Origin of the sequence: Nocardia sp. NPDC050413 (assembly GCF_040655475.1) — a bacterium.
Taxonomy (GTDB): Bacteria; Actinomycetota; Actinomycetes; order Mycobacteriales; family Mycobacteriaceae; genus Nocardia; species Nocardia coubleae.
The window spans coordinates 168,279-188,884 of record NZ_JBFAJZ010000006.1 but is presented as its reverse complement, the minus strand read 5'-3'; the positions used below and the strand labels follow the sequence as shown (position 1 = coordinate 188,884).

Below are 20,606 nucleotides of genomic sequence, written 5' to 3'. Positions count from 1 at the left end.
GCGAGCTACCGATCATCGCGCGAGACTCGCGGTGCGCAGTGCTTCGTGCACGCGGGCGTGGGCATTGGCGCGGGCGGCGGCGAGGGTCGCCGGGCGGCGGCGGGAATCCATGAAGTTGGGGCCCATCGCGGCCAATTCGGCGGGGCCCGGTTCGACGCGGACCACGCGAACGCCGTTGTCGCGCAGGAGCTTCACCTCGCGGTCTAGGCCGCGAGTCATCTGGGCGCGCAGGAGGCGTTCGATGCGGTCGAAGCCGGTGGCGGGGGCACCGCCCGCGGAGGTCATCGGGGCGATCACCACCACCTCGTCGAGGTCGAGTGGGAGCAGCAGGTCGGCCGAGACCGAGGACACCGCGCCACCGTCGACATAGTCCCGGCCGCCGATCCGCACCGGCGGGAACCAGCCGGGGATCGCCCAGGATGCGGCGATCGCGTCGCCCAGGTCGACGGGCGAGCCGGGACCGCCATCCTCCCGATTCAGCGGGTCGGCCTCGAAATCCTTGGCACCGAAGGCGATTCGTTCGCCGGTCGCGGCGTCGGCTGCCACCAACCAGGTCGCGGGGTGATCCACCCAGCCGTCGGCGTCGGCGAGGGACCGACCGAACGAGCGGAGCCAGCTCGCGTCACCGCGCCCGCGTGGCAGCAGCCCGGCCAAGGCGCTGTAGGCCGAGCCCGCGCGGAGTCCGGCACCGATCAGGCCGAGGTTCGGCAGGCCGATACCGGGCAGCGGCGGGAACTTGCCGGGGTCCATGGCGATGTGCGCCGCGAGTACCGGGTCGGCGTCGGGCTCGGCGTCGAGGGCGGCCAGCAGATCGGCGGGTGTGCGACCGGAACCGAGGGCGGCCACGATCTCCGCGCCGGCCGACGTCCCGATCAGTACGTCGGCCGATCGAACATCCCAGTCCAGTGCGCGTTCGACCGCGTCGAGGGCCACGGCGGTCCAGGCGAACCCGAGGACACCACCGCAACCGATGGCAAGGCCACGTCGAGTGCTCATCATCCAGATACTAACGGTATTCGAATTCCACCGGTACCCCTTCTTGCTAAACTGCCGCATATGACCAGGCTGACGCGCAAAGAGTCCCACGCCCGGACGCGCGAAAGTCTCGTCGAGACCGCCAAACGCCTGTTCCTGGCCGACGGCTACAACGTGACCTCCCTGGAGAAGGTCGCCGCCGAGGCCGGCTACTCCAAGGGCGCGGTCTACTCGAATTTCGCCACCAAACACGAACTCGGCCTGGCCGTGCTCGATGTGGTGCACGTGGAGCGGGCCGAATCGCTGTCGGCCGCGATTCTCGGACCCGACACCATGGCCGAACGGATCGAGGGTTTCGCCCGCTGGGCCGACGAGAACATCGGCGATGTCGGCTGGACAGCCCTGGAAGTCGAGTTCGCCACCAGCACCCGCCACCTCCCCGATATCCGCACCGAACTGGCAGAACGCCGCCGCTCCCTCACCGCCGTCCTGGCCTCCCTCATCGAAATCCAGACCACCGAACTCGGCATCGCCCTCCCCCTCCCCGCCGACGAAGCGGCCCTCCGCATGCTCGCCCTCGGCATCGGCCTCGGCGTCCAGCGCGCCATCGACCCGGAAATGCCGGTAACCGCCCTCGTCGACATGCTCCGCGAACTGACCGTCCCGATCCGGACAACCTGACCCGACCGGCGCGCGCCGCCGTCAGTCGACGCTCCAGTCGTGGCAGACGCTGTGCCACCGCGGACATCACCGGACAGCCTGATGGTCGAGTTCAGTGCAAGGGGTTGTCGGTGTGCAGGAATTGTTCGGCGAACCATTGAACTCGAGCCGAGTTGATTCCGGTTCGCTGCTCGACAGCCAGGGGGTGGTCGGTGGGTTCCAGTTCCACGAGTGGTCGGTTGCCGATGGGCTGGGAATGGAGTTTGGTCTTCAGGTTCAAGGTGGTCGGTTCGTACACGGGCAGGATGGTGGACAACCAGCCGAAGTACGGTGGCTCCTCGACTCTTTCGGGCTTGTCCCACAGCGCCGACATCTCCTCGAAGCTCGCCGCACTGAGGGAAACCCACACGCCCCAGTCGAATTCGGTGCCGAGGTCGATCACCGGAATGACAAGTCGTGCCCGCACGAAGAAGTGCGATCCCGCGATCACGCATTGTTCTTCTCCGAGCACGCTGCCGGGCTGATCCGCGACTTCGGGGTTCCAGTACGCGGGTGCCGGCATGCCGTAACCGAGCGGGGGTCCGTCGTGCGGTTCGGCACAGCGGGAGCAGGTGTAGGTGGAGCCGGCTTTCACATCGGGAACCGTACCTTCATCGCCGGATCCGCCAACCACTTCCATGAGCAGCCCGTCACCACTCTCGCCCGGCTAGCAGCTCCTCCGAATCCGCATTCGAGAAGCCATAGGCCGCCGCGATCACACAGAAATCCTCGGCGATCACTTCGCGTGCGACCGTCTCGATTTCGCTGTCGGCTGCCTCGAACTCCGCCTCCAGGTCGTTGAACTCCGCCGTGGCGGCTTGGGTGAGGACGTACAGGGCCGCCAGGTCCGACGGCCGGTCCGACTCGATGGTCTCGCACAGGCGCAGCAAGACCGCCTGCACCGGTCGAGCACGGCGTCGGGATAGTACGGGTCCTCGTACATCTCTCGCAGGAACGGATGATCTGCGATCTGACGGTTCGTGAGCGGCATGGGTCGATGATGCATGGCACCACCGACAGCTACGCGGGCTCGGCGACGAGGAGACCGATACTCCGGCGTGTGCAGCGGAAGCCGGCTCGCGCGGTGGCCGATACGATCTACAGCCACCGCCGAGCGGATCAGGCCGGCGTCAAGCCGCCATCAGCAGCGCGTTGGGCGCGATCATCGTGGTGCGTGGCATGGCCGGGGCGGTGATGCGGCGGTCGCCGCCGACGACGACGGCTGTGCGGCGGCGCATCATTTCCGCCACCTGGCCGACGAGGTCGCCCACGCTGGTGCCAAGTGCACCGGCCAGGGCGGCGATCATTTCGCTGGAGGGTTCCTTGCGGCCGCGTTCCACCTCGGAGAGGTACTGCGGGGAGATGCCCGCCCGGCCGGCGGTGTCGACCAGCGTAGAGCGCTGCTCTTGGCGCAGCGTGCGCAGCCGTTCGCCGAGGGCCTCGCGCCACAGCGGTTCGGGGCGTGCCCGTCGCTCCTCGCGCCCGCCTGGAATCACCCGCAAACCCTTGTGCTCGCCCATGGTCCGAGCGTAAGGACTGCCGGCGCGACACACCCGGTTCTTCTGCTGAGGGCGTAACTCAGCGGCAGTGCCGGGACAGCGCGACGACACCTTCGACCAGGTGACACCGCAGCTCGCGTCGATCCGAGGGCGTACGCGTCAACGGGTGATGCCGAAGCGGGTGTCGACCCAGCCGAGGGCGTCGGTGAACGATGCAGCGATGATTTCGCTGTGGTCGACGCCGTCGTACTTGCGGTAGTCCACCGATTGACCGCGCATCTGCTGTTGGGCCACCATCGCGTCGGTCGACTTCAGTGGAACGGTGTGGTCGTCGCGGCCCTGCAGCACCAGCACCGGTTCGGTGAAGCTCAACCCGCTCGGGTCGTTGTCGTCGAGGACGCGCAGCAGCCCGGACAGGTCACCATCGCGCTCGAGAACGTCCTTGACCGACAGCCCACCCCATTTGCCCGATTCACTCAGGGCCGCCGCGCAGTCGGTGTCGGCGAGCGGCAGCATCGACACCGCACGCTCGGTGAGGAACCGGGCCGGGTCCAGCTCGGTGACCGTCTGCGCGCCGCGAACCAGCATCGGCAGGTACACCGCCAGCCCACCGGTCCCGACCGAGCCGAGCGGGTTCGACACCGCCCACTTGGCCATTCGGACCTGCTCCGCCAGATGGGACGCGGGTGCGAGCGCCACCGCACCGAGCAGATCGACCGCGGGAGCCCAACCGCCCGACGCGCTCGCGGCGAACAGGGCCGCATGCCCACCCTGGGAGTGACCCATCGCCACCCAGCGGGCACCGATATCGCGGTTGACTTCGCGTGCCGCGACGACGATGTCGGCCACGGCGCGCTGCTCGGTCTCCCCGATGAGGTAGCCGTGGCCGCCGGGTGTGCCAAGACCCTGGTAGTCGGTGCGGGCCACCGCGTACCCGGCGGCGACCCAGCGGGCCAGCTCGTCCCTCGTCGGTGACGCACCGTCGGCGCGCGAGGGCGCGCACACGTCGGCGACGCCGTTGGTGCCCGGCGCGAACGAGATCAGCGGCCAGCCGCCAACCGGCGGCGTGCCCGGCGGCACCGACACCGTTCCCGAGACGGCGACCGTCGCCCCGTGCGCGTCGATCGAGCGGTAGAGGATCAGCTCGGTGCGGGCACCCAGTACAGCGTCGGGCAGCGACCGGGTGCGGATCACCGAACCCCGTGCGCCCGGAAGGGTTTCGCCGTCGGCGGTGTAGAAGTCCGAGGTCGGCGCACCGGCGGCGGGTTCGGTGTCGCGGAACGAGTCGTCGGCGCAACCGACGGTCGACAAGCAGGTCACCGCAACCGCGGCGACGATCCTAGCCAGTGCTGTGCGCATGATCCCCCTTCACCGGCGACCGGCCGTGCCGGCCGCGAAAGCCGCCGCTCAGGGTACTCGATCACGCGCGAACGGCCGGGCGGGTGCCCGGCCGTCCGCAGGTGGCTCAGCGCAGGACCCGGCCGAGGAAATCACGGATCAGCGCGGCGATCTCGGCGCCGTGCGTCTCGAGCGCGAAGTGCCCCGCGTCGAGCAGGTGCAGCTCGGCGTCGGGCAGATCGCGCAGGTAGGCGCGGGCGCCGTCGGCTCCGAAGATCTCGTCGTGCTCACCCCAGGCGATGAGCGTCGGAGGACGGTGCTCGGCGAAGTACTTCTGGAATTCGGGGTAGCCGTCGAGGTTGTTCTTGTAGTCGGCGAACAGGTCGAGCTGGATCTCCTTGTTGCCGGGACGGTCCAGGTAGGCCTGGTCGAGAGTCCAGGTGTCCGGGCTGACCGGCGACAACCGGTCGGCCGGAACGCCATGGGTGTACTGCCATTTCGTCGCGTCTGCCTCGAGCAGCTTGCGCACCTCCGGTTCGTGGGCGGCACGGTCGTTCGCGTGGGCGAACAGCGGCTCCCAGAACGGTGTGAAGCCCTCCAGGTAGGCGTTGCCGCTCTGGGTGATGAGGGCACTGACGCGCTGCGGATTGCGGGCGGCGATACGCAACCCGATGGGGGCGCCGTAGTCCTGGATGTAGAGCGCGAACCGGTCGATGCCGAGGGTGTCGAGCAGTTCTAGGGTGAGGGCGGTGAGGTTGTCGAAGGTGTAGTCGAACTCGTCGGCCTTCGGCATCCCGGACTGCCCGAAGCCCAGATGGTCGGGCGCGATCACGTGATAGTCGGCGGCAAGGGCCGGGATCAGGTTCCGGAACATCGCCGAGCTCGTCGGGAATCCGTGCAGCAGAACAACAGTCGGCGCCGACGGGTCACCCGCCTCGCGGTAGAAGATGGACTGGCCCTGGATCTGCACGGTGTTGTGACGGACCTGGCTCATGATGGATCTCTCTTTCTCGGTGGGTTTTGCGGAGGTTCAGACGGTGACCGGTTCGCGACGGCGAACCGGTGCGACGAGGACAGCGGCGGCCACGGTGAACACCACGGTGAGCGCGAAGTAGCCGCGGTAGCTGTCGGTGAGGGTGTGGATCAGGGCGGCGACACCCAGCCCGGCGGCGGCCGACAGCTGATGAATCACCCAGGCGGGAGCCAGGGTTCGGCCCATCCGCGCCGGATCGAGTCCGCGCGAAACGATGGCCATGGTGAGCGGGATGACCGGGAAGGAGGCGATACCGAACAGCACCGCGACCAGCACCAGCGAACCCGGCACGAACACCGCGAGCAGCAGCGCGGACAGCCGCACCACGAACAGGATTCGCAGCAGATCTTCGGGTCGGTGACGGCGCAACAGCGGGACCAGCGCGGCGGAGGTTACGCCGGCCGCGAGCGCCGCGACGGCGACCAGCCTGCCCGCACCGGTGACCGACCACCCCAGTTCCACCGCGTGCTTGGGCAACATCAGCACAACCACATAGAGGGTCGCGGAGTGTAATCCGAACGCCACCAAGACCTTCCACCGATCGGCCAGCGACTCCCCCGCACCGGCCACACCGGTGGCCCGCCGATCGTTGGGCAGCAGCACCCACAACACGGCCGTGACGGCCAGGCCGACCGCACCGAGCAGCGCGAAGGTGCCGCGCACACCGATCGGCTCGAACAACGCGGTCGCCGCCCACGGAGTGACGAGCTGACCCAGATTGATGCCGATCGCCGCCCGCGCCATCGCAGGTCCCGCCTGCGCCCCGTGCGCCCGTCCGAGCAGCGTGGTGACGGTGAGCGTGGATGCCGAGGCGAACCCGAGTCCGCCGAGCACCATGTAGGCGGCGACGAACTGCCAGGTCTGGGTGACCGTGGCGAGCACGAGGTAACTGCCCGAGATCAGGCTGAGCCCGCCGGTCAGCACCATCTTGGGCCCGAACCGATCGAGCAGACGCCCGATCCCCTGCTGCGCCACCCCGGTCACCGCCGTCCCCAGTGCGGCGGCCACGGCGAGCGCCGTCGACGACACCCCGTACGACGCGGCGGTCGGCGCGAAGAACACCCCCATGGTGAAGTTCAGCCCGAACGACACGGTCATCGCCGCCAGTCCCGCCCAGGCAAGATTCTCTCGCCGCATCCTCGCCACTTCCTAACTAGTCAAAGTTGTTTCACTGGTTAGAAGTCGACAGTCGTCGGGTTGATTCCCGATGCGCGGAGATTTTTCGCGCCGAAACACGAACGGCGCGTTCACCTCTGCAGGTGAACGCGCCGGTGCGCGGCGAAAGGGACTAGCGGCCGATAGCGGCGGCCATCACCCGGACAGCCGAGATCAGTCCATCGATCAGGTTGCCCTGGCGGAAGGAGGCCAGGGCGGCGGTGACGCCGAGCTGGCAGATGCGGTCGTTGGCGCGCTCGGCCACCGCGGCACCCGAGCGGACCTCGACGGCGCCCTGGTTGGGCGAGACCGCGATGAGCACCGAGTCGGCGGACTCGGGGGTGTTCGGCAGCAGCGCGTCGGCACCGGCGGCCGGGTCGGCACCCAGGTCGCCGAGGTAGATGTTGAAGCGCACCTTCGTGGCGCGGGTGGCGTCGGTGAGCGCGTTGTCGAGGGCGACCCGCTCACGATCGGTGAACGGCACCTCGTCGAAGACCGTGCCGGGCTCGTGCACACCGGAGACGCGGCCACTGCTGGTCAGCGCGTACCCGTGCGGCAGGTCGGCTTCGACAACCGCGGGCCAATTAGAACTTGCCACTTGCCCGGCCTCCGATCAGCTCCGCGTGCGCGGGTTCGAGAACCGCATGGCTGCCATGCGGTTCGGCGTGGTGGTGACCGGACGCAGCGGTCACCTCGTCGGTAGCGCTCCACAGCACCGGCGGGTGGGTCCACTTCTGCCCGAGCTCGAAGTGGGCCGGCTTCTCACCGGGCAGTGGCTTACCGAGATAGGACAAACCCGCGATCGCGAAGTAGATCGCGGCCGGGATGCCGACGAAGATCAGCACTGTCTCGAGAATGCTCACGAGTGAAACGTTAGACGATGCTCTGTAGTAGTTCATCCTCCGGCCGTCGGAAATGCGCGTGTCAGACCAACCAGGCCGCCGCGTTCGCGGGCAGGCGGTCGCCGCCGACCGGAGCGCTGGACAGCAGCAATTCCCCCGGCGGCAGCTGAATCGGCCCGTCGGAGGCGTTGAGCACACACACCAGCCCGCCCGGCCGGCGGAACGCCAGACATCCGGCCGGACTGCCGTACCAGTCGATCCGGTCGCCCGCGAATTCCGAACGGGTACCGCGCAGATCGATCGCCAGGCGGTACAGCGACAACGTCGAGTGCAGGGTTTCCAGCTGGGCCTCGACGGTGCGGTCGGCCCACTCGGCGGGCATCGGCAGCCACGGCGTGCCCGTGGTGAAACCGAACGGCGGCGTACTGCCCTCCCACGGAATCGGCACCCGGCACCCGTCGCGACCACGCTCGGTGTGACCGGAGCGTTCCCACACCGGATCCCGCAGCGCCTCCTCGGGCAGATCGTCGACATTGGGCAGCCCGAGCTCTGCGCCGTTGTAGACGAATACCGCACCCGGCAGCGCCAATTCGACCATCATCATCGCCCGCGCCCGCGCCACCCCGGTCTTGCCGCCGCCGTAGCGGGTGACCTCGCGTTCGATGTCGTGGTTGGACAGGGTCCAGGTGGGCGGGGCGCCGACCGCGCTCACCGCCTCGAGCGAATGGGTGATGGCGGTGCGCACGTCCTCGGCGGTGAAGGCCGCCTCGGCCAGCCGGAAGTTGAACGCCAGATGCAGTTCGTCGGGGCGCACGTACTCGCCGAAGCGCACGTTGTCGTCGACCCACACCTCACCGATGGACACCGCGTGCGGATAGTCGTCGAGCACGGTGCGGATGCGGCGGTGGATGGCGTGCACACCGGGATTGTTGAAGCGGGGATCGTCGTCGTCGTGCACCAGCATCTTGGTGTCGACGCGCGCCATGTCGGGCAGGCCCTCCGGTTTGGCCATACCGTGGGCCACATCGAGACGAAAACCGTCGACCCCGCGGTCGAGCCAGAACCGCAGCGTCTTCTCGAAATCCGCGGCGACGTCGGGATTGTCCCAGTTCAGGTCGGGTTGTTCGCGCGCGAAGATGTGCAGGTACCACTGGCCGGGCGTCCCGTCGGGTTCGGTGACCCTGGTCCAGGCCGGGCCGCCGAAGATGCTCGGCCAGTTGTTGGGCGGCTCGGCGCCGTCTTCGCCGCGACCGTCGCGGAAGATGTAGCGGGCGCGTTCGGGACTGCCCGGTGCGGCTTCGAGCGCGGCCGCGAACCACGGATGCTCGGTGCTGGTGTGGTTGGGCACCAGATCCATGGTGACCTTGATCTCACGATCGTGGGCCTCGGCGATGAGTTGGTCGAGGGCCTCGAGGCCACCGAAGAGCGGGTCGATGTCGCGGGGATCGGACACGTCGTAGCCGCCGTCGGCCTGCGGTGAGCGCATCACCGGACAGATCCACAGCGCGTCGACACCCAATAGCTCGAGGTAGCCCATCTTCTCGCGCACACCGCCGAGATCGCCGACTCCATCACCATCGGAGTCGGCGAACGAACGCGGATAGACCTGATAGAACACGGCGGTTTTCCACCACGGAGCGGTGCTGTTGTCCCCCGGCACCGGCGAGGCAGGTGTCTGTGTCACAACCGCAATATTGCCAAAGAACGCCCACAATATTCATGCGGCGCGAGACTTTCTTCGAATCCGGCAAATCGCCAGCGTTCGCCACGCCGGACGGAAACATCGCGGTAAACCGGGGCGCAGGTCCGAAATCGGGTCGCTACCTGGACGTCATCAGCGAACCCCGGGCGTCCCGTGCTCAGTGCGGGGCGTTCTGCAACGAGGCCGCTGCCATCTGGAAGTAGTCCAGCATCGCCTTGCGGTGCTCGGCGTCCAGGATCGACGGCTCGATCTCGTCGACGGCGATCCGCATGCAACGCAACCACGCGTCCCGCTCGAGCGCCCCGATGACGAACGGATGATGACGCATCCGCAGCCGGGGGTGGCCGCGCTCGTCGGAGTAGGTGCGCGGCCCGCCCCAGTACTGTTCGAGGAACATCCGCAACCTGCGCTCGGCCGGCCCCAGATCCTCCTCCGGATACAGCGGGCGCAGGATCTCGTCGGCAGCGACCTCGCGATAGAACACCGACACGATGCGGCGGAAGGTCTCCGCGCCACCCACCGCGTCGTAGAACGAGGTCGTTGTCTGCTCACCTGAAGTCACGGGCTCCATTGTGCCCCGAGCGCGCGCCGGGCCTTCAATCACAGTTCACCCGAAAGTTTGAAAAATAACCGTGCAATACGGGCTCAACCGTGGTCAACTGGGGGACAGTATCGACCCCAGATACCACATGATCCTGCCAATCATGAAATTGAGGTCACACAATGAAGCAGCGGCCAAGCGCCAGGTCACACGAGGCGCGCGCGCACCGACAACTCCAGCCCGCCGACGTCCACAATCGTGGCTCGGGGGCTATTCCGCTGCACATCTTGTCCGATCACCATCCGGGCGCACACGGTCTGCACGACCTGCCGCATCGCCCCGCGCCACTGCATCTCGCCGGCGATCACGACGCCGCCGCCTGGCGTAAACGCCGGGTGCTGCTTCTCAACGCCACCTACGAACCACTCACCGCACTGTCCGCTCGCCGCGCTGTCGTTCTGCTGATCTGCGCGAAGGCCGACGCGGTCCACGACGATCCCGCCGCCCCGGTCCTGCATTCGGCGGGCGCGACGGTTGCCATTCCCTCCGTTATCCGGCTGCGCACCTATGTGCGGGTTCCCTACCGCGCCCGGGTGCCGATGACCCGGGCGGCACTCATGCACCGCGACCGCTACCGCTGCGGGTACTGCGGCGGCAAAGCCGAAACCATCGACCACGTCATCCCGCGCAGCCGCGGCGGGGAGCACTCGTGGGAGAACTGCGTGGCCAGCTGCGCGCCGTGCAACCACCGCAAAGCCGACAAGATGCTGACCGAACTGGGTTGGACGCTGCGTCATCCGCTGGTCTCGCCCAAGGGCCCGCACTGGCGGCTGCTGTCGACCACCGCCGACCTCGACCCGCTCTGGTTGCAGTACCTGGGCGAAGGGGCCGCCTGATCAGGCGCTCTCGATGACCATCGTGGCCCACGTGCCCGGTTCGAGAGCCTCGAAGACGTGCGGGAGATCACCCAGGTAGCGGATGTAGTCACCTGGGCGCATCTCCACGGGCTCGTCGGCGGGACCGACGATGGCATGACCGGCCGCGAGGACCACGTGCTCGACCACACCGGGCGTGTGCGGTTCCGAGCGACGAATCTGACCGGGTTCGGCCGCGATCCGGTACACATCGCAGCGCGTGTGCGACTGGCCTGCCGCGAGCAGGGTGACGCGATAATCCGCGTCGGCCGAGGGCACCTGCGAACCCTCGTCGGCGCGGATCACCTGCACGTTCGGGCGCGGCGGATCGAGCAGTCGCGAGAACGGCATCTCCAGGGCGACGCACAGCGCCCACAGGGTTTCCAGGCTGGGATTACCGGTGCCCGATTCCAATTGCGACAGTGTGGACTTCGCCACACCCGCGCGGCTGGCAACCTCGGTGAGCGACAGGCCGGCGCGCGCGCGTTCTCGTCGTAGGGCCGCCGCGATCACCGCTTGGGGTGGTCCGGTGACCGGGTCCTGCCGGTCCATCAACGCCTCCTGGGAGCTGTTTCCGCGTTGACTTTACCGACCCGCGGCGTTCACCATGAAAAACATGCGTTCGATATGGCGAACACTCGATCGGCGGACCGCCGCCGCCGTGGCCGCGGCCTGCCTGGCCGTCGGCCTCTTCGGCGTCTCCTACGGCGCCTCGACCATCGCTGCCGGTTTCCCGGTGTGGATGCCGATCGTCGCGGCGGTGACGGTGCTGGCCGGCGGCTCGGAACTGCTGTTCTTCGGGATCGTCGCGGCCGGTGGGAGCCCGCTCGCCGCCGTCGTCGCCGGGTTGCTGCTCAATGCCAGGCACCTGCCGTACGGCCTGGCCGCCCCCGATGTGTTCGGACACGGCTGGCGGCGGCTGCTCGGGATCCACGTCCTCAACGACGAATCGGTGGCCTTCGCGACCGCACCCGGTGCTCGGGAGCGCAAGCGAGCGGCGTACTGGGCCTGCGGAATCGGGGTGGCCCTGTGCTGGCCGCTCGGCGCGACCCTCGGCGCCGCCCTTGGTTCCCTCGTCCCGGACACCTCCGCGCTCGGCCTGGACGCGGTGTTCCCGGTCATCCTGCTGACGCTGCTGCTCCCCGCGCTGCGTGATCGCGCGACGCTGCGGCCCGTGCTGGCCGGGGCCGGGCTGGCAGTCGCGATTGCGCCATTCGTGCCTGCCGGGTTGCCGGTGTTGATCGCGCTGATCGGGTTGGTGCTGGCGTCCCGGCCTGCGAAGCCGTCGGATTCCTCAGCGGCACAGCCGGAGAGCGTCGGTGGTGTCGGCCACGCGGAAGTCGACGCGGCGGGGGCGACACCACAGCGCGTCCCGGAGGCCGGCTATGCGGAAGCCGATGCACCGGACGCCACCACCTTGGCGACAGCACAAGCTGTCCGATCGGCTCGCCATGCGAACGTCGGCGCTGGGGGCGCGGTTTCAGCGGTGGACGATGGTTGCGTAGCAGGCGTCGGCGCTGCGGGTGCCAGCGTGTGGGTTGCCGCCGACTCGGATTGCTGCCCACCTGCGGCATTCTCGCGCGGGGGTGCGTCGTGAACGCGCCCTACCTGGTGCCCGCGATGATGGCGCTGGCGGTCGGCACCTATGCGTTGCGGTGGGCGGGTCCGGCGTTGCGGGATCGAATCCGGTTGTCGGAGCGCAGTATTGCGCTGCTCGACACCGGGGCGTTGATTCTGCTGGCCGCGCTGGTGGCGACGGCGACGTTGCCGACGGGCACCGGGGAACTCGGGGTCGCCTTGCCCGCCGGGGTGGCGGTCGGCGGTGTGCTCGCCTGGCGACGGGCACCCTTGCTCGTCACGGTGATCGCCGCAGCCGCCACGACCGCACTGCTTCGGCTCGTCGGCGTGCATTGAGCCGACCCCACCCGCGCCGCGCGATCGTGTGAGTTCAGCTGGGCGACAACGGAATTCCGCCACCCAGGCGGCGAGCGACGGAACCGTAGCGGGCGTCGAGGCGTAGCCAGGTGCGGGTGGCGCGGACACGGACCAATTCGGTGGGCTGGATGCGTCGCGCTTCGGCCTTCTCCCCCGCGTGCGGGATGAAATCCATGGCCGTGAGAGCGAAGACGACGCGCATGGGCACCTGCACCTCGAGATCGTCGGCGCCGGTCACGGTGAGCACCGACTGATCGAGCAGCGAGGCGGGCGGGCCGTGGGCGCCACCGTGTTCGCGGGCCAGATCGGCGCCGCGCTCGGCCAATTCGACCAGGGCGCGGGCGGGGACGTCATCGACGTGGGCGAAGCCGTCCATCGGGGGCAACGCGCCGCGCCACGCCGAGTCCATCGAGTAGCCGAGGTCCACCGGGTGTCCGGTGCGCAACCCCGCCAGCACGGTATCGGCGCCGACCGTCACATCGTCGACGCCGAGTTCGGCGGTGATGGTGCGCACCGCCAGCGTCTCGAAACCCGTTGCCACCCACGCCGACACGAGACTCGACCCACGCTTGCGCAACCGCACGACCGCTGCCTGGTCCAGGCGCAGCGCACGGCTGAGGAAGGTGGCCAGGTTCTCGCGTTCGGCCGGGTCGGGCGTATGCAGCACGCGCTGTTCGGAACTCACGAAATCAGGCCCGCCACAACGCCAGGTAGTCGCGTTCGGTGTCGGTGAGCCTGCGCAACCGCTGGGTGTCGATGTCGAACGCCGCGAGCTGGGTGGTCGCGGTGACCGCGGGCGGTGAATCCGGTGCGGCGCCGCTGGCCCGCACCTCGTAGCCGACGGTGAAGTCGACGGCGCGCAACTGCTTGATCCACATGGCGATATCGAGCGGGGTGTCCTCGTGGCGCAGTTGTCCCCGGTACTTCACGTGCAGATCGACGAGCACACAACCCTGCCTGCCCATCGACGCGGTCGGCTTGTCGTCGTCGAACAGCCAGGGAATTCTGGCCTCCTCCAGCAACGTCACCATGCGGGCATGGTTGACGTGCTGGAACACGTCCATATCCGACCAGCGGATCTCGACCTTCGCGTGGAAACGCTGCGGCAGAACCAGCTGCGCTTCGGGCGCGGCGGTGCTGCCGTTCGGCGAACTCGTCACCGTGGTACCTCCGATTGGGCGCCCACCCCGCTCACCATGCTCCGCACCTGTCGCGCGGCGACCGACAGTGTGGCGAGGTCGTGGGTCCCGGACTCGAACAGTTCCGACAGGGCAGCGCGCGCACGACCCAGCCGGGACTGGTTCTTCGACTCCCAGTATGCAATTTTCTCGTCGGGCGTCTCCTCCGGGTCGCCCGCCGACAGCACATCGAGGGTCAGTGAGCGCAGCGAGCCGTACATGTCGTCGCGCAGCGCGAGCCTGGCCAGCGCGTGCCAGCGGTCGCCGCGTTCGAGGTGGCTCACCGCCTCGAGCAGCCAATCGATCTTGAGGTGCTCGTTGAGCGCGTAGTACAGCGCACCGACTTCGGCGCCGTCGCGGTCGGTGATGTCGGCGATGTCGACCACGTCGAGCAGCGGGAAGAGACCGAGCAGTCCGAATACTTCGGTGGCCAGTTCGGTCGGTGCGCCCCTGGCGATGAGTTCGGCCGCGCCCTGGGTGAGCGAGGTGACGTGGTGCCCGCGCAACCAGCCGGGCACCTGCGGCGCCAGCTCCTGCACCCGCCGGTGGTAGCGGTTGATCTCAGCCCCGACGGCGACGGGCTGCGGGCGGTTGCTCAGCAGCCAGCGCGAGGCCCGGTCCAGGGTGCGCTTGGATTCCAGTTCGAGCAGGTCGCAGACCGAGGCCGGGGCATCGGCGCTGCGGATGCGCGACCACACATCGTGCAGCTGGAAGATCGCGGTGGCCGCGGCGAACGCGCGAACCGTGTCCGAGGTGGTCGCGCCGACCTCTTCGTTGAGCCGGTGGGCGTAGGTGATGCCGCCGTAGTCGACCACCTCGTTGACCAGCATCGTGGTGACGATCTCGCGGCGCAGCCGGTGCTTCTTGATCTCGGCACCGAACCGTTCGCGCAGTGGGGTGGGGAAATACAGCGGCAGCCTGCCCGCGAAGGCGGCGCTGTCGGGCAGGTCCGTGTCGAGCAGGTCGGCCTTGAGGCCGAGCTTCACGTGGGCCAGCAGGTTCGCCAGCTCCGGCGAGGTGAGACCGACGCCTTCCGCCTCCCGCTGTTGCAACTCGGTTTCCGACGGCAGCGCCTCGAGCTCACGATCCAGACCACGTCGCTGTTCGAGATCGGAGATCACCCGCGCGTGCACGCTGGCCATCTGCGCCGCGTCGGTGCGGGCGATACCGATCAGGAAGTTCTGATCCACGTTGTCCTGCAACACCATTCGCGCGACCTCGTCGGTCATCGAGGCGAGCAGCGGGTTGCGGTCCTGCGGTGCGAGCGCACCCGCGCTCACCACGCCGTCGAGCAGCACCTTGATATTGACCTCGTGGTCGGAGCAGTCGACGCCCGCCGAGTTGTCCAGGGCATCGGTGTTCATCTTGCCGCCCGCGCGGCAGAACTCGATGCGCCCGAGCGCGGTGGCGCCGAGGTTGCCGCCCTCGCCGATCACCTTGACGCGCAACTGGTCTCCGTTCACCCGGACCGCGTCGTTGGACTTGTCGCCCACCTCGGCATTGGTCTCGGTACTGGCCTTCACATACGTGCCGATACCGCCGTTCCACAGCAACTGCACGGGCGCGAGCAGGATGGCGCGCACCAGTTCCGGCGGCGACAGCGCCTGCACCGCGTCGGGCAGGCCGAGCGCCGCCCTGGCCTGCGGCGAGATCGGCACCGACTTCACGGTCCGTTCGAACACGCCGCCGCCCGAGCTGATGAGGCTGCGGTCGTAGTCGGCCCACGACGAACGCGGCAGTGCGAACAGCCGCTCCCGTTCGGCGTAGGACGTGGCCGCGTCGGGATTCGGGTCGAGGAAGATGTGGCGGTGGTCGAAGGCCGCGACCAGCCGGATGTGCCGCGAGAGCAGCATGCCGTTGCCGAACACGTCGCCGCTCATGTCGCCGACGCCGACCACGGTGAAGTCCTGGCTCTGGGTATCGATGCCCATCTCCCGGAAGTGACGCTTCACCGACTCCCACGCACCCTTGGCGGTGATGCCCATGGCCTTGTGGTCGTAGCCTGCCGACCCGCCGGAGGCGAAGGCGTCGCCGAGCCAGAAGCCGTAGCGCTTGGCGACATCGTTGGCGATGTCGGAGAAGCTCGCCGTGCCCTTGTCGGCGGCCACCACGAGGTAGGTGTCGTCGCCGTCGCGGCGGACCACCCGCTCGGGCGGCAGCACCGCACCCGTGGCCAGGTCGACATTGTCGGTGACGTCGAGCAGGCCGGAGATGAAGGTGCGGTAGCAATCGATGCCCTCGGCGATACTCGCCTGACGGTCGGCGGCCGGGTCACCGGTGGCGGCGGGCGGCCGCTTCACCACGAACCCGCCCTTGGCGCCGACCGGCACGATCACCGCGTTCTTGACCGCCTGGGCCTTCACCAGACCCAGGATCTCGGTGCGGAAGTCCTCGAGCCGGTCCGACCAGCGCAGACCGCCGCGCGCCACCGAACCGAAGCGCAGGTGCACACCCTCGACCCGGGGCGAGTACACGAAGATCTCGAACTGCGGTCGCGGCTTGGGCAGTTCGGCGATTTCTCGCGGCTCGACCTTCAGTGACAGGTAGCCGCGCGGTGCGCCGTCGGCATCGACGACGTAATTGTTGGTGCGCAGCGTCGCCTTGATGAGACCGAGGATGGCGCGCAGGATGCGGTCGGCATCCATGCTGACCACCTCGTCGATGCCGGCGCGCACGCGCGTTTCCAGTTCGGCGGCGTGCTCGGCCGACACGGTGTCTGGATCGAATCGCGCGGCGAACAGGGCGACGAAGTCGCGCGCGACCTCCGGATGCGCGAGCAGGACGCGGGCGATATTGACCTGGCTGTAGGGAAAACCGGCCTGCTGCAGGTACTTCGCGTAGGCGCGCAGGATGGCGACCGAGCGCCAGGGCAGGCCTGCCCGCAGCACGAGTTCGTTGAGACCGTCGGCTTCGGCACGGTCGTACCAGACTGCCTCGAACGCCTCGGTGAAGCGGGCGCGCAGACCGTCGGCCTGGCCTGGGTGTTCCAGGAGCTCCGCGTCGAGATCGCCGCCGAGGGCGTTGCGCAGCAGTTCGGGACGGGCCTGCAAGCCGAAATCGTAGATCCAGCGCTCGGTTCCGCCGTCGAGTTCGAGCTGGTAGGGCCGTTCGTCGACGACCTCCACGCCGAGACTCTGCAGCACCGGGAGCACCTGGCTCAACGACACACCACGCCCGGCGATGTAGAGACTGAACCGCCACGAACCCGGCGCGGCCTCGGACCGGCGGTACAGATGCTGGTCGATGCCACCTTCGGACAGCTGCTCGAGACGCGCGATGTCGTCCAGCGCGCGGGCGGGTGCGAAGTCTTCCTTGTAGCTCTCCGGCAGCGCCTTCGAATAACGCGAGACCACGGCGGGGTCGAGCACGGTCGACGACGCGACCTCGTCACCGATCCGGTCGTCCCAGGAGTGGCTTGCCGCGTTCAGCAGCGACTGGATTCGGCGCCGGTTCTCCTCGGAGGTGTCGGGTCCGTCCTGACCCGCGGCCTCGGGGGGCAGCATCACCGTGAAATACACACTGGCGAGCTCACTTTCGCTCACCCGGGCCGAGTAGTCGATGTCGACGCCGCCGAGTTCGCGCACCAGGATCGACTGCATTTCCAGCCGCACCGCGGTGGTGTAACGGTCGCGCGGCAGGTACACCATGCAGGCAACGAACCGCCCGTAGGTGTCGCAGCGCAGGAACAGCCGCACCTGCCTACGCAAACCGACGCCGAGGACCGCGACGGCGGTGCGCCGCATGGTGGCGGTGTCGGCGGAGAACAGTTCGGTGCGCGGGAAAGACTCGATCACCTCGAGCATCGCCTGCCCGGAGAACGAGTCCTTGTCGAAGCCCGCGGCCTCGATGGCGGTACGTACGCGGCGATTGATGACGGGAATGTCGAGGACGTTCTCGTGCACGGCGCTGACGGTGAACACGCCGATGAACAGGTGCACCCCGACCACCGCACCCGCGTCGTCGACATCGGCGACCCCGATGAAGTACGGATACACCGAGCGGTGCACGGTCGCGCGGACCAAGCCCTGCGTGAGCATCAGCAGCGGGCGGTCACCACCGTTGATCGGCACCTGGAAGTCGGTACCGATATCGGGGCGGAGCACACCGAGGCTGGTGCCCGGAACCCGCGCGGAGACGGTGCGGCCGTTCGAGGTCGTGCGCTGGTAGCGCGTGTAGCCGAGCAGGGTGAAGTTGCCGGCCGCCAGCCAGCGCAGCAGCTGGGCGCAGTCGGCGAGGTCGACCGACGGGAAGGGCGCGGTGCCCGCCGCGGCGGTCCGGTCGAGATGATCGGCGAGCGAACTCTGCGCCGCGACCATCGCCTCGGTGTCGTCGATCACCTGACGCACGTCGGCGAGCACCTCGGGCAGGGTGCGTTCGATCTCGTCGAGCTGGGCCTGCTCGGTCGACGGGTGCAACTGCAGATGCATCCACGACTCGGCCAGCCCCTCGGCGCCGTTGCCGTCCACCTCGTGCGGTGCCGCGCCGACGAGTGTGCCGTCGGTGTCGCGAGTGACCTCGAAGATCGGGTGGATCAGTTCGCTCACGCTCACCTGCATGCGGCCCAGCGCGGCCGTGATCGACTCGACCAGCAGCGGCATGTCGTCGGTCACCACCTGCACGGCAGCTCCCATGCCCGACCCGTCGTCGGGATGGTGCACCTCGACCAGGGCCTTACCCGGTTGACGGCGGGCGGCGAGCTCCATGTGGTGGCGGAAGATCTGGGTGATCCCGGTGATCGGAAAATCCACGTCCCCCGCGTCGACGTGTCGGAAATACGCCTCCTCGAGTGTCGCGAGATCGTCGCGCAAACTCGGTGGCATTCCCGCCGCCCAGCCCGCACTCGACATTTCCGACGAGACCGTCATCTTTCGCCTGCTCCCATGTTTCGGTTGGCTTCGATTCCGTAAAGTCCGGTGACGCGATTCCGAGACTAACGCCGCCGCGCGAGCCGTGCCGTCGGAAATCCGGCTTCCCCGCCGGTAACTTGTGAAACGCCGACGGCCCGGCCGTTCGATCGACAAGTCGATCGTCAGGCCGGGCCGTCGATGCAGTCCGCGCGGATATCAGTCGCGAGTGAGCTTGCGGTGCGTAACCCGGTGCGGGCGAGCGGCTTCCGCGCCCATGCGCTCCACCTTGTTCGCCTCGTAGGCCTCGAAGTTGCCCTCGAACCAGAACCACTTGGCTTCGTTGTCGTTGTCGCCTTCCCACGCCAGGATGTGGGTGCAGGTGCGGTCGAGGAACCACCGGTCGTGGGAGATCACGACGGCGCAGCCCGGGAACTGCTCGAGCGCGTTCTCGAGCGAGCTCAGGGTCTCGACGTCGAGGTCGTTGGTCGGCTCGTCGAGCAGGATCAGGTTGCCACCCTGCTTGAGGGTGAGCGCCAGGTTCAGGCGGTTGCGCTCACCACCGGAGAGCACCCCCGCCGGCTTCTGCTGATCCGGGCCCTTGAAACCGAACGCGCTGACGTAGGCACGCGAGGGCATCTCCTGGTTACCGACCTCGATGAAGTCGAGCCCGTCGGAGACGACCTGCCAGACGTTCTTGTTCGGGTCGATGCCCGCACGGTTCTGGTCGACGTAGCTGAGCTTGACGGTCTCGCCGACCTTCACCTCGCCGCTGTCGGGCTCCTCGAGCCCGACGATGGTCTTGAACAGCGTGGTCTTACCGACACCGTTGGGGCCGATCACACCGACGATGCCGTTGCGCGGCAACGTGAACGACAGATCCTTGATGAGCTGACGATCGCCGAAGCCCTTGTCCAGGTGCGACACGTTGACCACGATGTCGCCCAGGCGCGGACCCGCGGGGATCTGGATCTCCTCGAAGTCCAACTTGCGGTGCCGCTCGGCCTCGGCGGCCATCTCTTCGTAGCGACCGAGACGGGCCTTGTTCTTGGCCTGACGGGCCTTGGCGCCGGAGCGAACCCAGGCCAGCTCCTCCTTGAGGCGCTTCTGCAGCTTCTGGTCCTTCTTGCCCTGCACCTCGAGACGCTGGGCCTTCTTCTCCAGGTAGGTGGAGTAGTTGCCCTCGTAGTCGATGGCCCGACCGCGGTCGAGCTCGAGGATCCACTGCGCGACGTTGTCGAGGAAGTACCGGTCGTGGGTGACGGCGAGCACGGCGCCCGGGTAGGAGGCGAGGTGCTGTTCGAGCCACAGCACGCTCTCGGCGTCCAGGTGGTTGGTCGGTTCGTCGAGCAGCAGCAGGTCGGGCTTGCTCAGCAGCAGCTTGCACAGGGCGACGCGGCGACGCTCACCACCGGAGAGGTTGGTGACCGGCTCGTCCGGCGGCGGGCAGCGCAGCGCGTCCATGGCCTGCTCGAGCTGGGAGTCGACATCCCACGCGTCGGCGTGGTCGAGGAACTCCTGCAGCTTGCCCATCTCGTCCATGAGCTCGTCGGAGTACTCGGTGGCCATCAGCTCGGCGATCTCGTTGAAGCGATCCAGCTTCACCTTGACCTCGCCGAGGCCCTCCTCCACGTTGCCGCGGACGGTCTTCTCCTCGTTCAGGTCGGGTTCCTGCATGAGGATGCCGACCGAAGCGCCGGGCGCGAGGAACGCTTCACCGTTGTTCGGCCGATCCACCCCCGCCATGATCTTCAGCACGCTGGACTTACCCGCGCCGTTCGGGCCGACCACGCCGATCTTGGCGCCGGGCAGGAAGTTCAACGAAACGTCGTCGAGAATGACCTTGTCGCCGTGCGCCTTGCGAACTTTGATCATCGAATAAATGAACTCAGCCATATACGGAAGCCTATCGGTGTGGGTAACGGGGGTGCGATGCGGAGCGGGGGCCGGT

The 20,606-nt window shown here is 68.2% G+C and carries 20 protein-coding genes; 4 read left to right on the top strand and 16 right to left on the bottom strand.

What is annotated here, in order from left to right; genetic code table 11:
• Positions 1-12: 12 nt before the first annotated feature.
• Complete coding sequence (locus AB0I19_RS17290) at positions 13-996, bottom strand: patatin-like phospholipase family protein (protein ID WP_357149785.1); 984 nt, start codon at positions 994-996, stop codon at positions 13-15.
• A gap of 60 nt (positions 997-1,056) precedes the next feature.
• Here AB0I19_RS17290 and AB0I19_RS17285 point away from each other — a divergent pair, with 60 nt between their 5' ends.
• Positions 1,057-1,656: a TetR/AcrR family transcriptional regulator gene (locus AB0I19_RS17285; protein ID WP_357149782.1), complete on the top strand. Its 600-nt coding sequence runs from the start codon at positions 1,057-1,059 to the stop codon at positions 1,654-1,656.
• Between the two features lie 91 nt (positions 1,657-1,747).
• On the opposite strand, the gene AB0I19_RS17280 is transcribed toward AB0I19_RS17285, so the two are convergent.
• The 10 genes from AB0I19_RS17280 to AB0I19_RS17235 form a co-directional block, all read right to left on the bottom strand.
• Positions 1,748-2,269, bottom strand: a complete 522-nt coding sequence (locus AB0I19_RS17280; RefSeq protein WP_357149779.1) for a DUF2199 domain-containing protein — start codon at positions 2,267-2,269, stop codon at positions 1,748-1,750.
• 55 nt (positions 2,270-2,324) lie between these two features.
• The gene (locus tag AB0I19_RS17275; protein WP_357149776.1) at positions 2,325-2,576 is read right to left on the bottom strand and encodes a DUF5713 family protein; all 252 of its coding nucleotides are present in this window, start codon (positions 2,574-2,576) and stop codon (positions 2,325-2,327) included.
• 228 nt (positions 2,577-2,804) lie between these two features.
• Positions 2,805-3,194 carry a helix-turn-helix transcriptional regulator gene (locus AB0I19_RS17270; protein ID WP_067642419.1) on the bottom strand — a complete coding sequence of 130 codons (390 nt, stop codon included), beginning with the start codon at positions 3,192-3,194 and terminating at the stop codon, positions 2,805-2,807.
• Positions 3,195-3,332: 138 nt separating this feature from the next.
• Positions 3,333-4,532 (bottom strand): lipase family protein, encoded by a 1,200-nt coding sequence (locus tag AB0I19_RS17265; RefSeq protein ID WP_357149772.1) that lies wholly within the window; start codon positions 4,530-4,532, stop codon positions 3,333-3,335.
• 106 nt (positions 4,533-4,638) lie between these two features.
• On the bottom strand, positions 4,639-5,505 hold the full coding sequence (locus tag AB0I19_RS17260) for an alpha/beta hydrolase (RefSeq protein ID WP_357149769.1): 867 nt from the start codon (positions 5,503-5,505) through the stop codon (positions 4,639-4,641).
• Between the two features lie 36 nt (positions 5,506-5,541).
• The gene (locus AB0I19_RS17255; protein ID WP_357149766.1) at positions 5,542-6,681 is read right to left on the bottom strand and encodes an MFS transporter; all 1,140 of its coding nucleotides are present in this window, start codon (positions 6,679-6,681) and stop codon (positions 5,542-5,544) included.
• A gap of 151 nt (positions 6,682-6,832) precedes the next feature.
• Positions 6,833-7,297, bottom strand: a complete 465-nt coding sequence (locus AB0I19_RS17250; RefSeq protein WP_067486151.1) for a DUF5130 domain-containing protein — start codon at positions 7,295-7,297, stop codon at positions 6,833-6,835.
• Positions 7,284-7,562: a hypothetical protein gene (locus AB0I19_RS17245; protein WP_067486150.1), complete on the bottom strand. Its 279-nt coding sequence runs from the start codon at positions 7,560-7,562 to the stop codon at positions 7,284-7,286. The genes AB0I19_RS17250 and AB0I19_RS17245 overlap by 14 nt, the downstream gene beginning before the upstream one ends.
• A 61-nt stretch (positions 7,563-7,623) precedes the next feature.
• Positions 7,624-9,225, bottom strand: a complete 1,602-nt coding sequence (locus AB0I19_RS17240) for a glycoside hydrolase family 13 protein (protein WP_357149763.1) — start codon at positions 9,223-9,225, stop codon at positions 7,624-7,626.
• 175 nt (positions 9,226-9,400) lie between these two features.
• The gene (locus AB0I19_RS17235; protein WP_357149760.1) at positions 9,401-9,814 is read right to left on the bottom strand and encodes a globin; all 414 of its coding nucleotides are present in this window, start codon (positions 9,812-9,814) and stop codon (positions 9,401-9,403) included.
• 152 nt (positions 9,815-9,966) lie between these two features.
• On the opposite strand from AB0I19_RS17235, the gene AB0I19_RS17230 reads away from it, so the two are divergent.
• Positions 9,967-10,680 (top strand): HNH endonuclease, encoded by a 714-nt coding sequence (locus AB0I19_RS17230; protein WP_225280980.1) that lies wholly within the window; start codon positions 9,967-9,969, stop codon positions 10,678-10,680.
• Here the strand turns inward: AB0I19_RS17230 and AB0I19_RS17225 are convergent, their stop codons facing one another.
• The gene (locus AB0I19_RS17225) at positions 10,681-11,250 is read right to left on the bottom strand and encodes an XRE family transcriptional regulator (RefSeq protein WP_357149757.1); all 570 of its coding nucleotides are present in this window, start codon (positions 11,248-11,250) and stop codon (positions 10,681-10,683) included. It lies immediately after the preceding gene.
• A 64-nt stretch (positions 11,251-11,314) separates the two neighbouring features.
• Here AB0I19_RS17225 and AB0I19_RS17220 point away from each other — a divergent pair, with 64 nt between their 5' ends.
• Positions 11,315-12,295 (top strand): AzlC family ABC transporter permease, encoded by a 981-nt coding sequence (locus AB0I19_RS17220; RefSeq protein ID WP_357149754.1) that lies wholly within the window; start codon positions 11,315-11,317, stop codon positions 12,293-12,295.
• Positions 12,292-12,612, top strand: coding sequence for an AzlD domain-containing protein (locus AB0I19_RS17215; RefSeq protein WP_357149751.1), 321 nt, complete (start codon positions 12,292-12,294; stop codon positions 12,610-12,612). The genes AB0I19_RS17220 and AB0I19_RS17215 overlap by 4 nt, the downstream gene beginning before the upstream one ends.
• 34 nt (positions 12,613-12,646) lie before the next feature.
• Here AB0I19_RS17215 and AB0I19_RS17210 read toward each other — a convergent pair whose 3' ends face one another.
• The 4 genes from AB0I19_RS17210 to ettA all read right to left on the bottom strand — a co-directional run bounded on the left by AB0I19_RS17210 (position 12,647) and on the right by ettA (position 20,551).
• Entirely contained in the window at positions 12,647-13,318 is a 672-nt protein-coding gene (locus AB0I19_RS17210) for a hypothetical protein (RefSeq protein WP_357149748.1), read from the bottom strand.
• A 4-nt stretch (positions 13,319-13,322) separates the two neighbouring features.
• Entirely contained in the window at positions 13,323-13,748 is a 426-nt protein-coding gene (locus AB0I19_RS17205; RefSeq protein WP_067486948.1) for a thioesterase family protein, read from the bottom strand.
• A gap of 41 nt (positions 13,749-13,789) precedes the next feature.
• Positions 13,790-18,676, bottom strand: a complete 4,887-nt coding sequence (locus AB0I19_RS17200) for an NAD-glutamate dehydrogenase (RefSeq protein ID WP_357149745.1) — start codon at positions 18,674-18,676, stop codon at positions 13,790-13,792.
• A gap of 198 nt (positions 18,677-18,874) precedes the next feature.
• The gene (ettA, locus tag AB0I19_RS17195) at positions 18,875-20,551 is read right to left on the bottom strand and encodes an energy-dependent translational throttle protein EttA (protein ID WP_357149742.1); all 1,677 of its coding nucleotides are present in this window, start codon (positions 20,549-20,551) and stop codon (positions 18,875-18,877) included.
• Between the last annotated feature and the right edge of the window lie 55 nt (positions 20,552-20,606).

Excerpts from the sequence above, each read along its gene's own strand:
- AB0I19_RS17290 (WP_357149785.1), bottom strand. The coding sequence starts at position 996 with ATGAGCACTCGACGTGGCCTTGCCATCGGTTGCGGTGGTGTCCTCGGG.
- AB0I19_RS17285 (WP_357149782.1), top strand. The coding sequence starts at position 1,057 with ATGACCAGGCTGACGCGCAAAGAGTCCCACGCCCGGACGCGCGAAAGT.
- AB0I19_RS17270 (WP_067642419.1), bottom strand. The coding sequence starts at position 3,194 with ATGGGCGAGCACAAGGGTTTGCGGGTGATTCCAGGCGGGCGCGAGGAG.
- AB0I19_RS17265 (WP_357149772.1), bottom strand. The coding sequence starts at position 4,532 with ATGCGCACAGCACTGGCTAGGATCGTCGCCGCGGTTGCGGTGACCTGC.
- AB0I19_RS17260 (WP_357149769.1), bottom strand. The coding sequence starts at position 5,505 with ATGAGCCAGGTCCGTCACAACACCGTGCAGATCCAGGGCCAGTCCATC.
- AB0I19_RS17255 (WP_357149766.1), bottom strand. The coding sequence starts at position 6,681 with ATGCGGCGAGAGAATCTTGCCTGGGCGGGACTGGCGGCGATGACCGTG.
- AB0I19_RS17235 (WP_357149760.1), bottom strand. The coding sequence starts at position 9,814 with ATGGAGCCCGTGACTTCAGGTGAGCAGACAACGACCTCGTTCTACGAC.
- AB0I19_RS17230 (WP_225280980.1), top strand. The coding sequence starts at position 9,967 with ATGAAGCAGCGGCCAAGCGCCAGGTCACACGAGGCGCGCGCGCACCGA.
- AB0I19_RS17225 (WP_357149757.1), bottom strand. The coding sequence starts at position 11,250 with ATGGACCGGCAGGACCCGGTCACCGGACCACCCCAAGCGGTGATCGCG.
- AB0I19_RS17220 (WP_357149754.1), top strand. The coding sequence starts at position 11,315 with ATGCGTTCGATATGGCGAACACTCGATCGGCGGACCGCCGCCGCCGTG.
- AB0I19_RS17200 (WP_357149745.1), bottom strand. The coding sequence starts at position 18,676 with ATGACGGTCTCGTCGGAAATGTCGAGTGCGGGCTGGGCGGCGGGAATG.
- ettA (WP_357149742.1), bottom strand. The coding sequence starts at position 20,551 with ATGGCTGAGTTCATTTATTCGATGATCAAAGTTCGCAAGGCGCACGGC.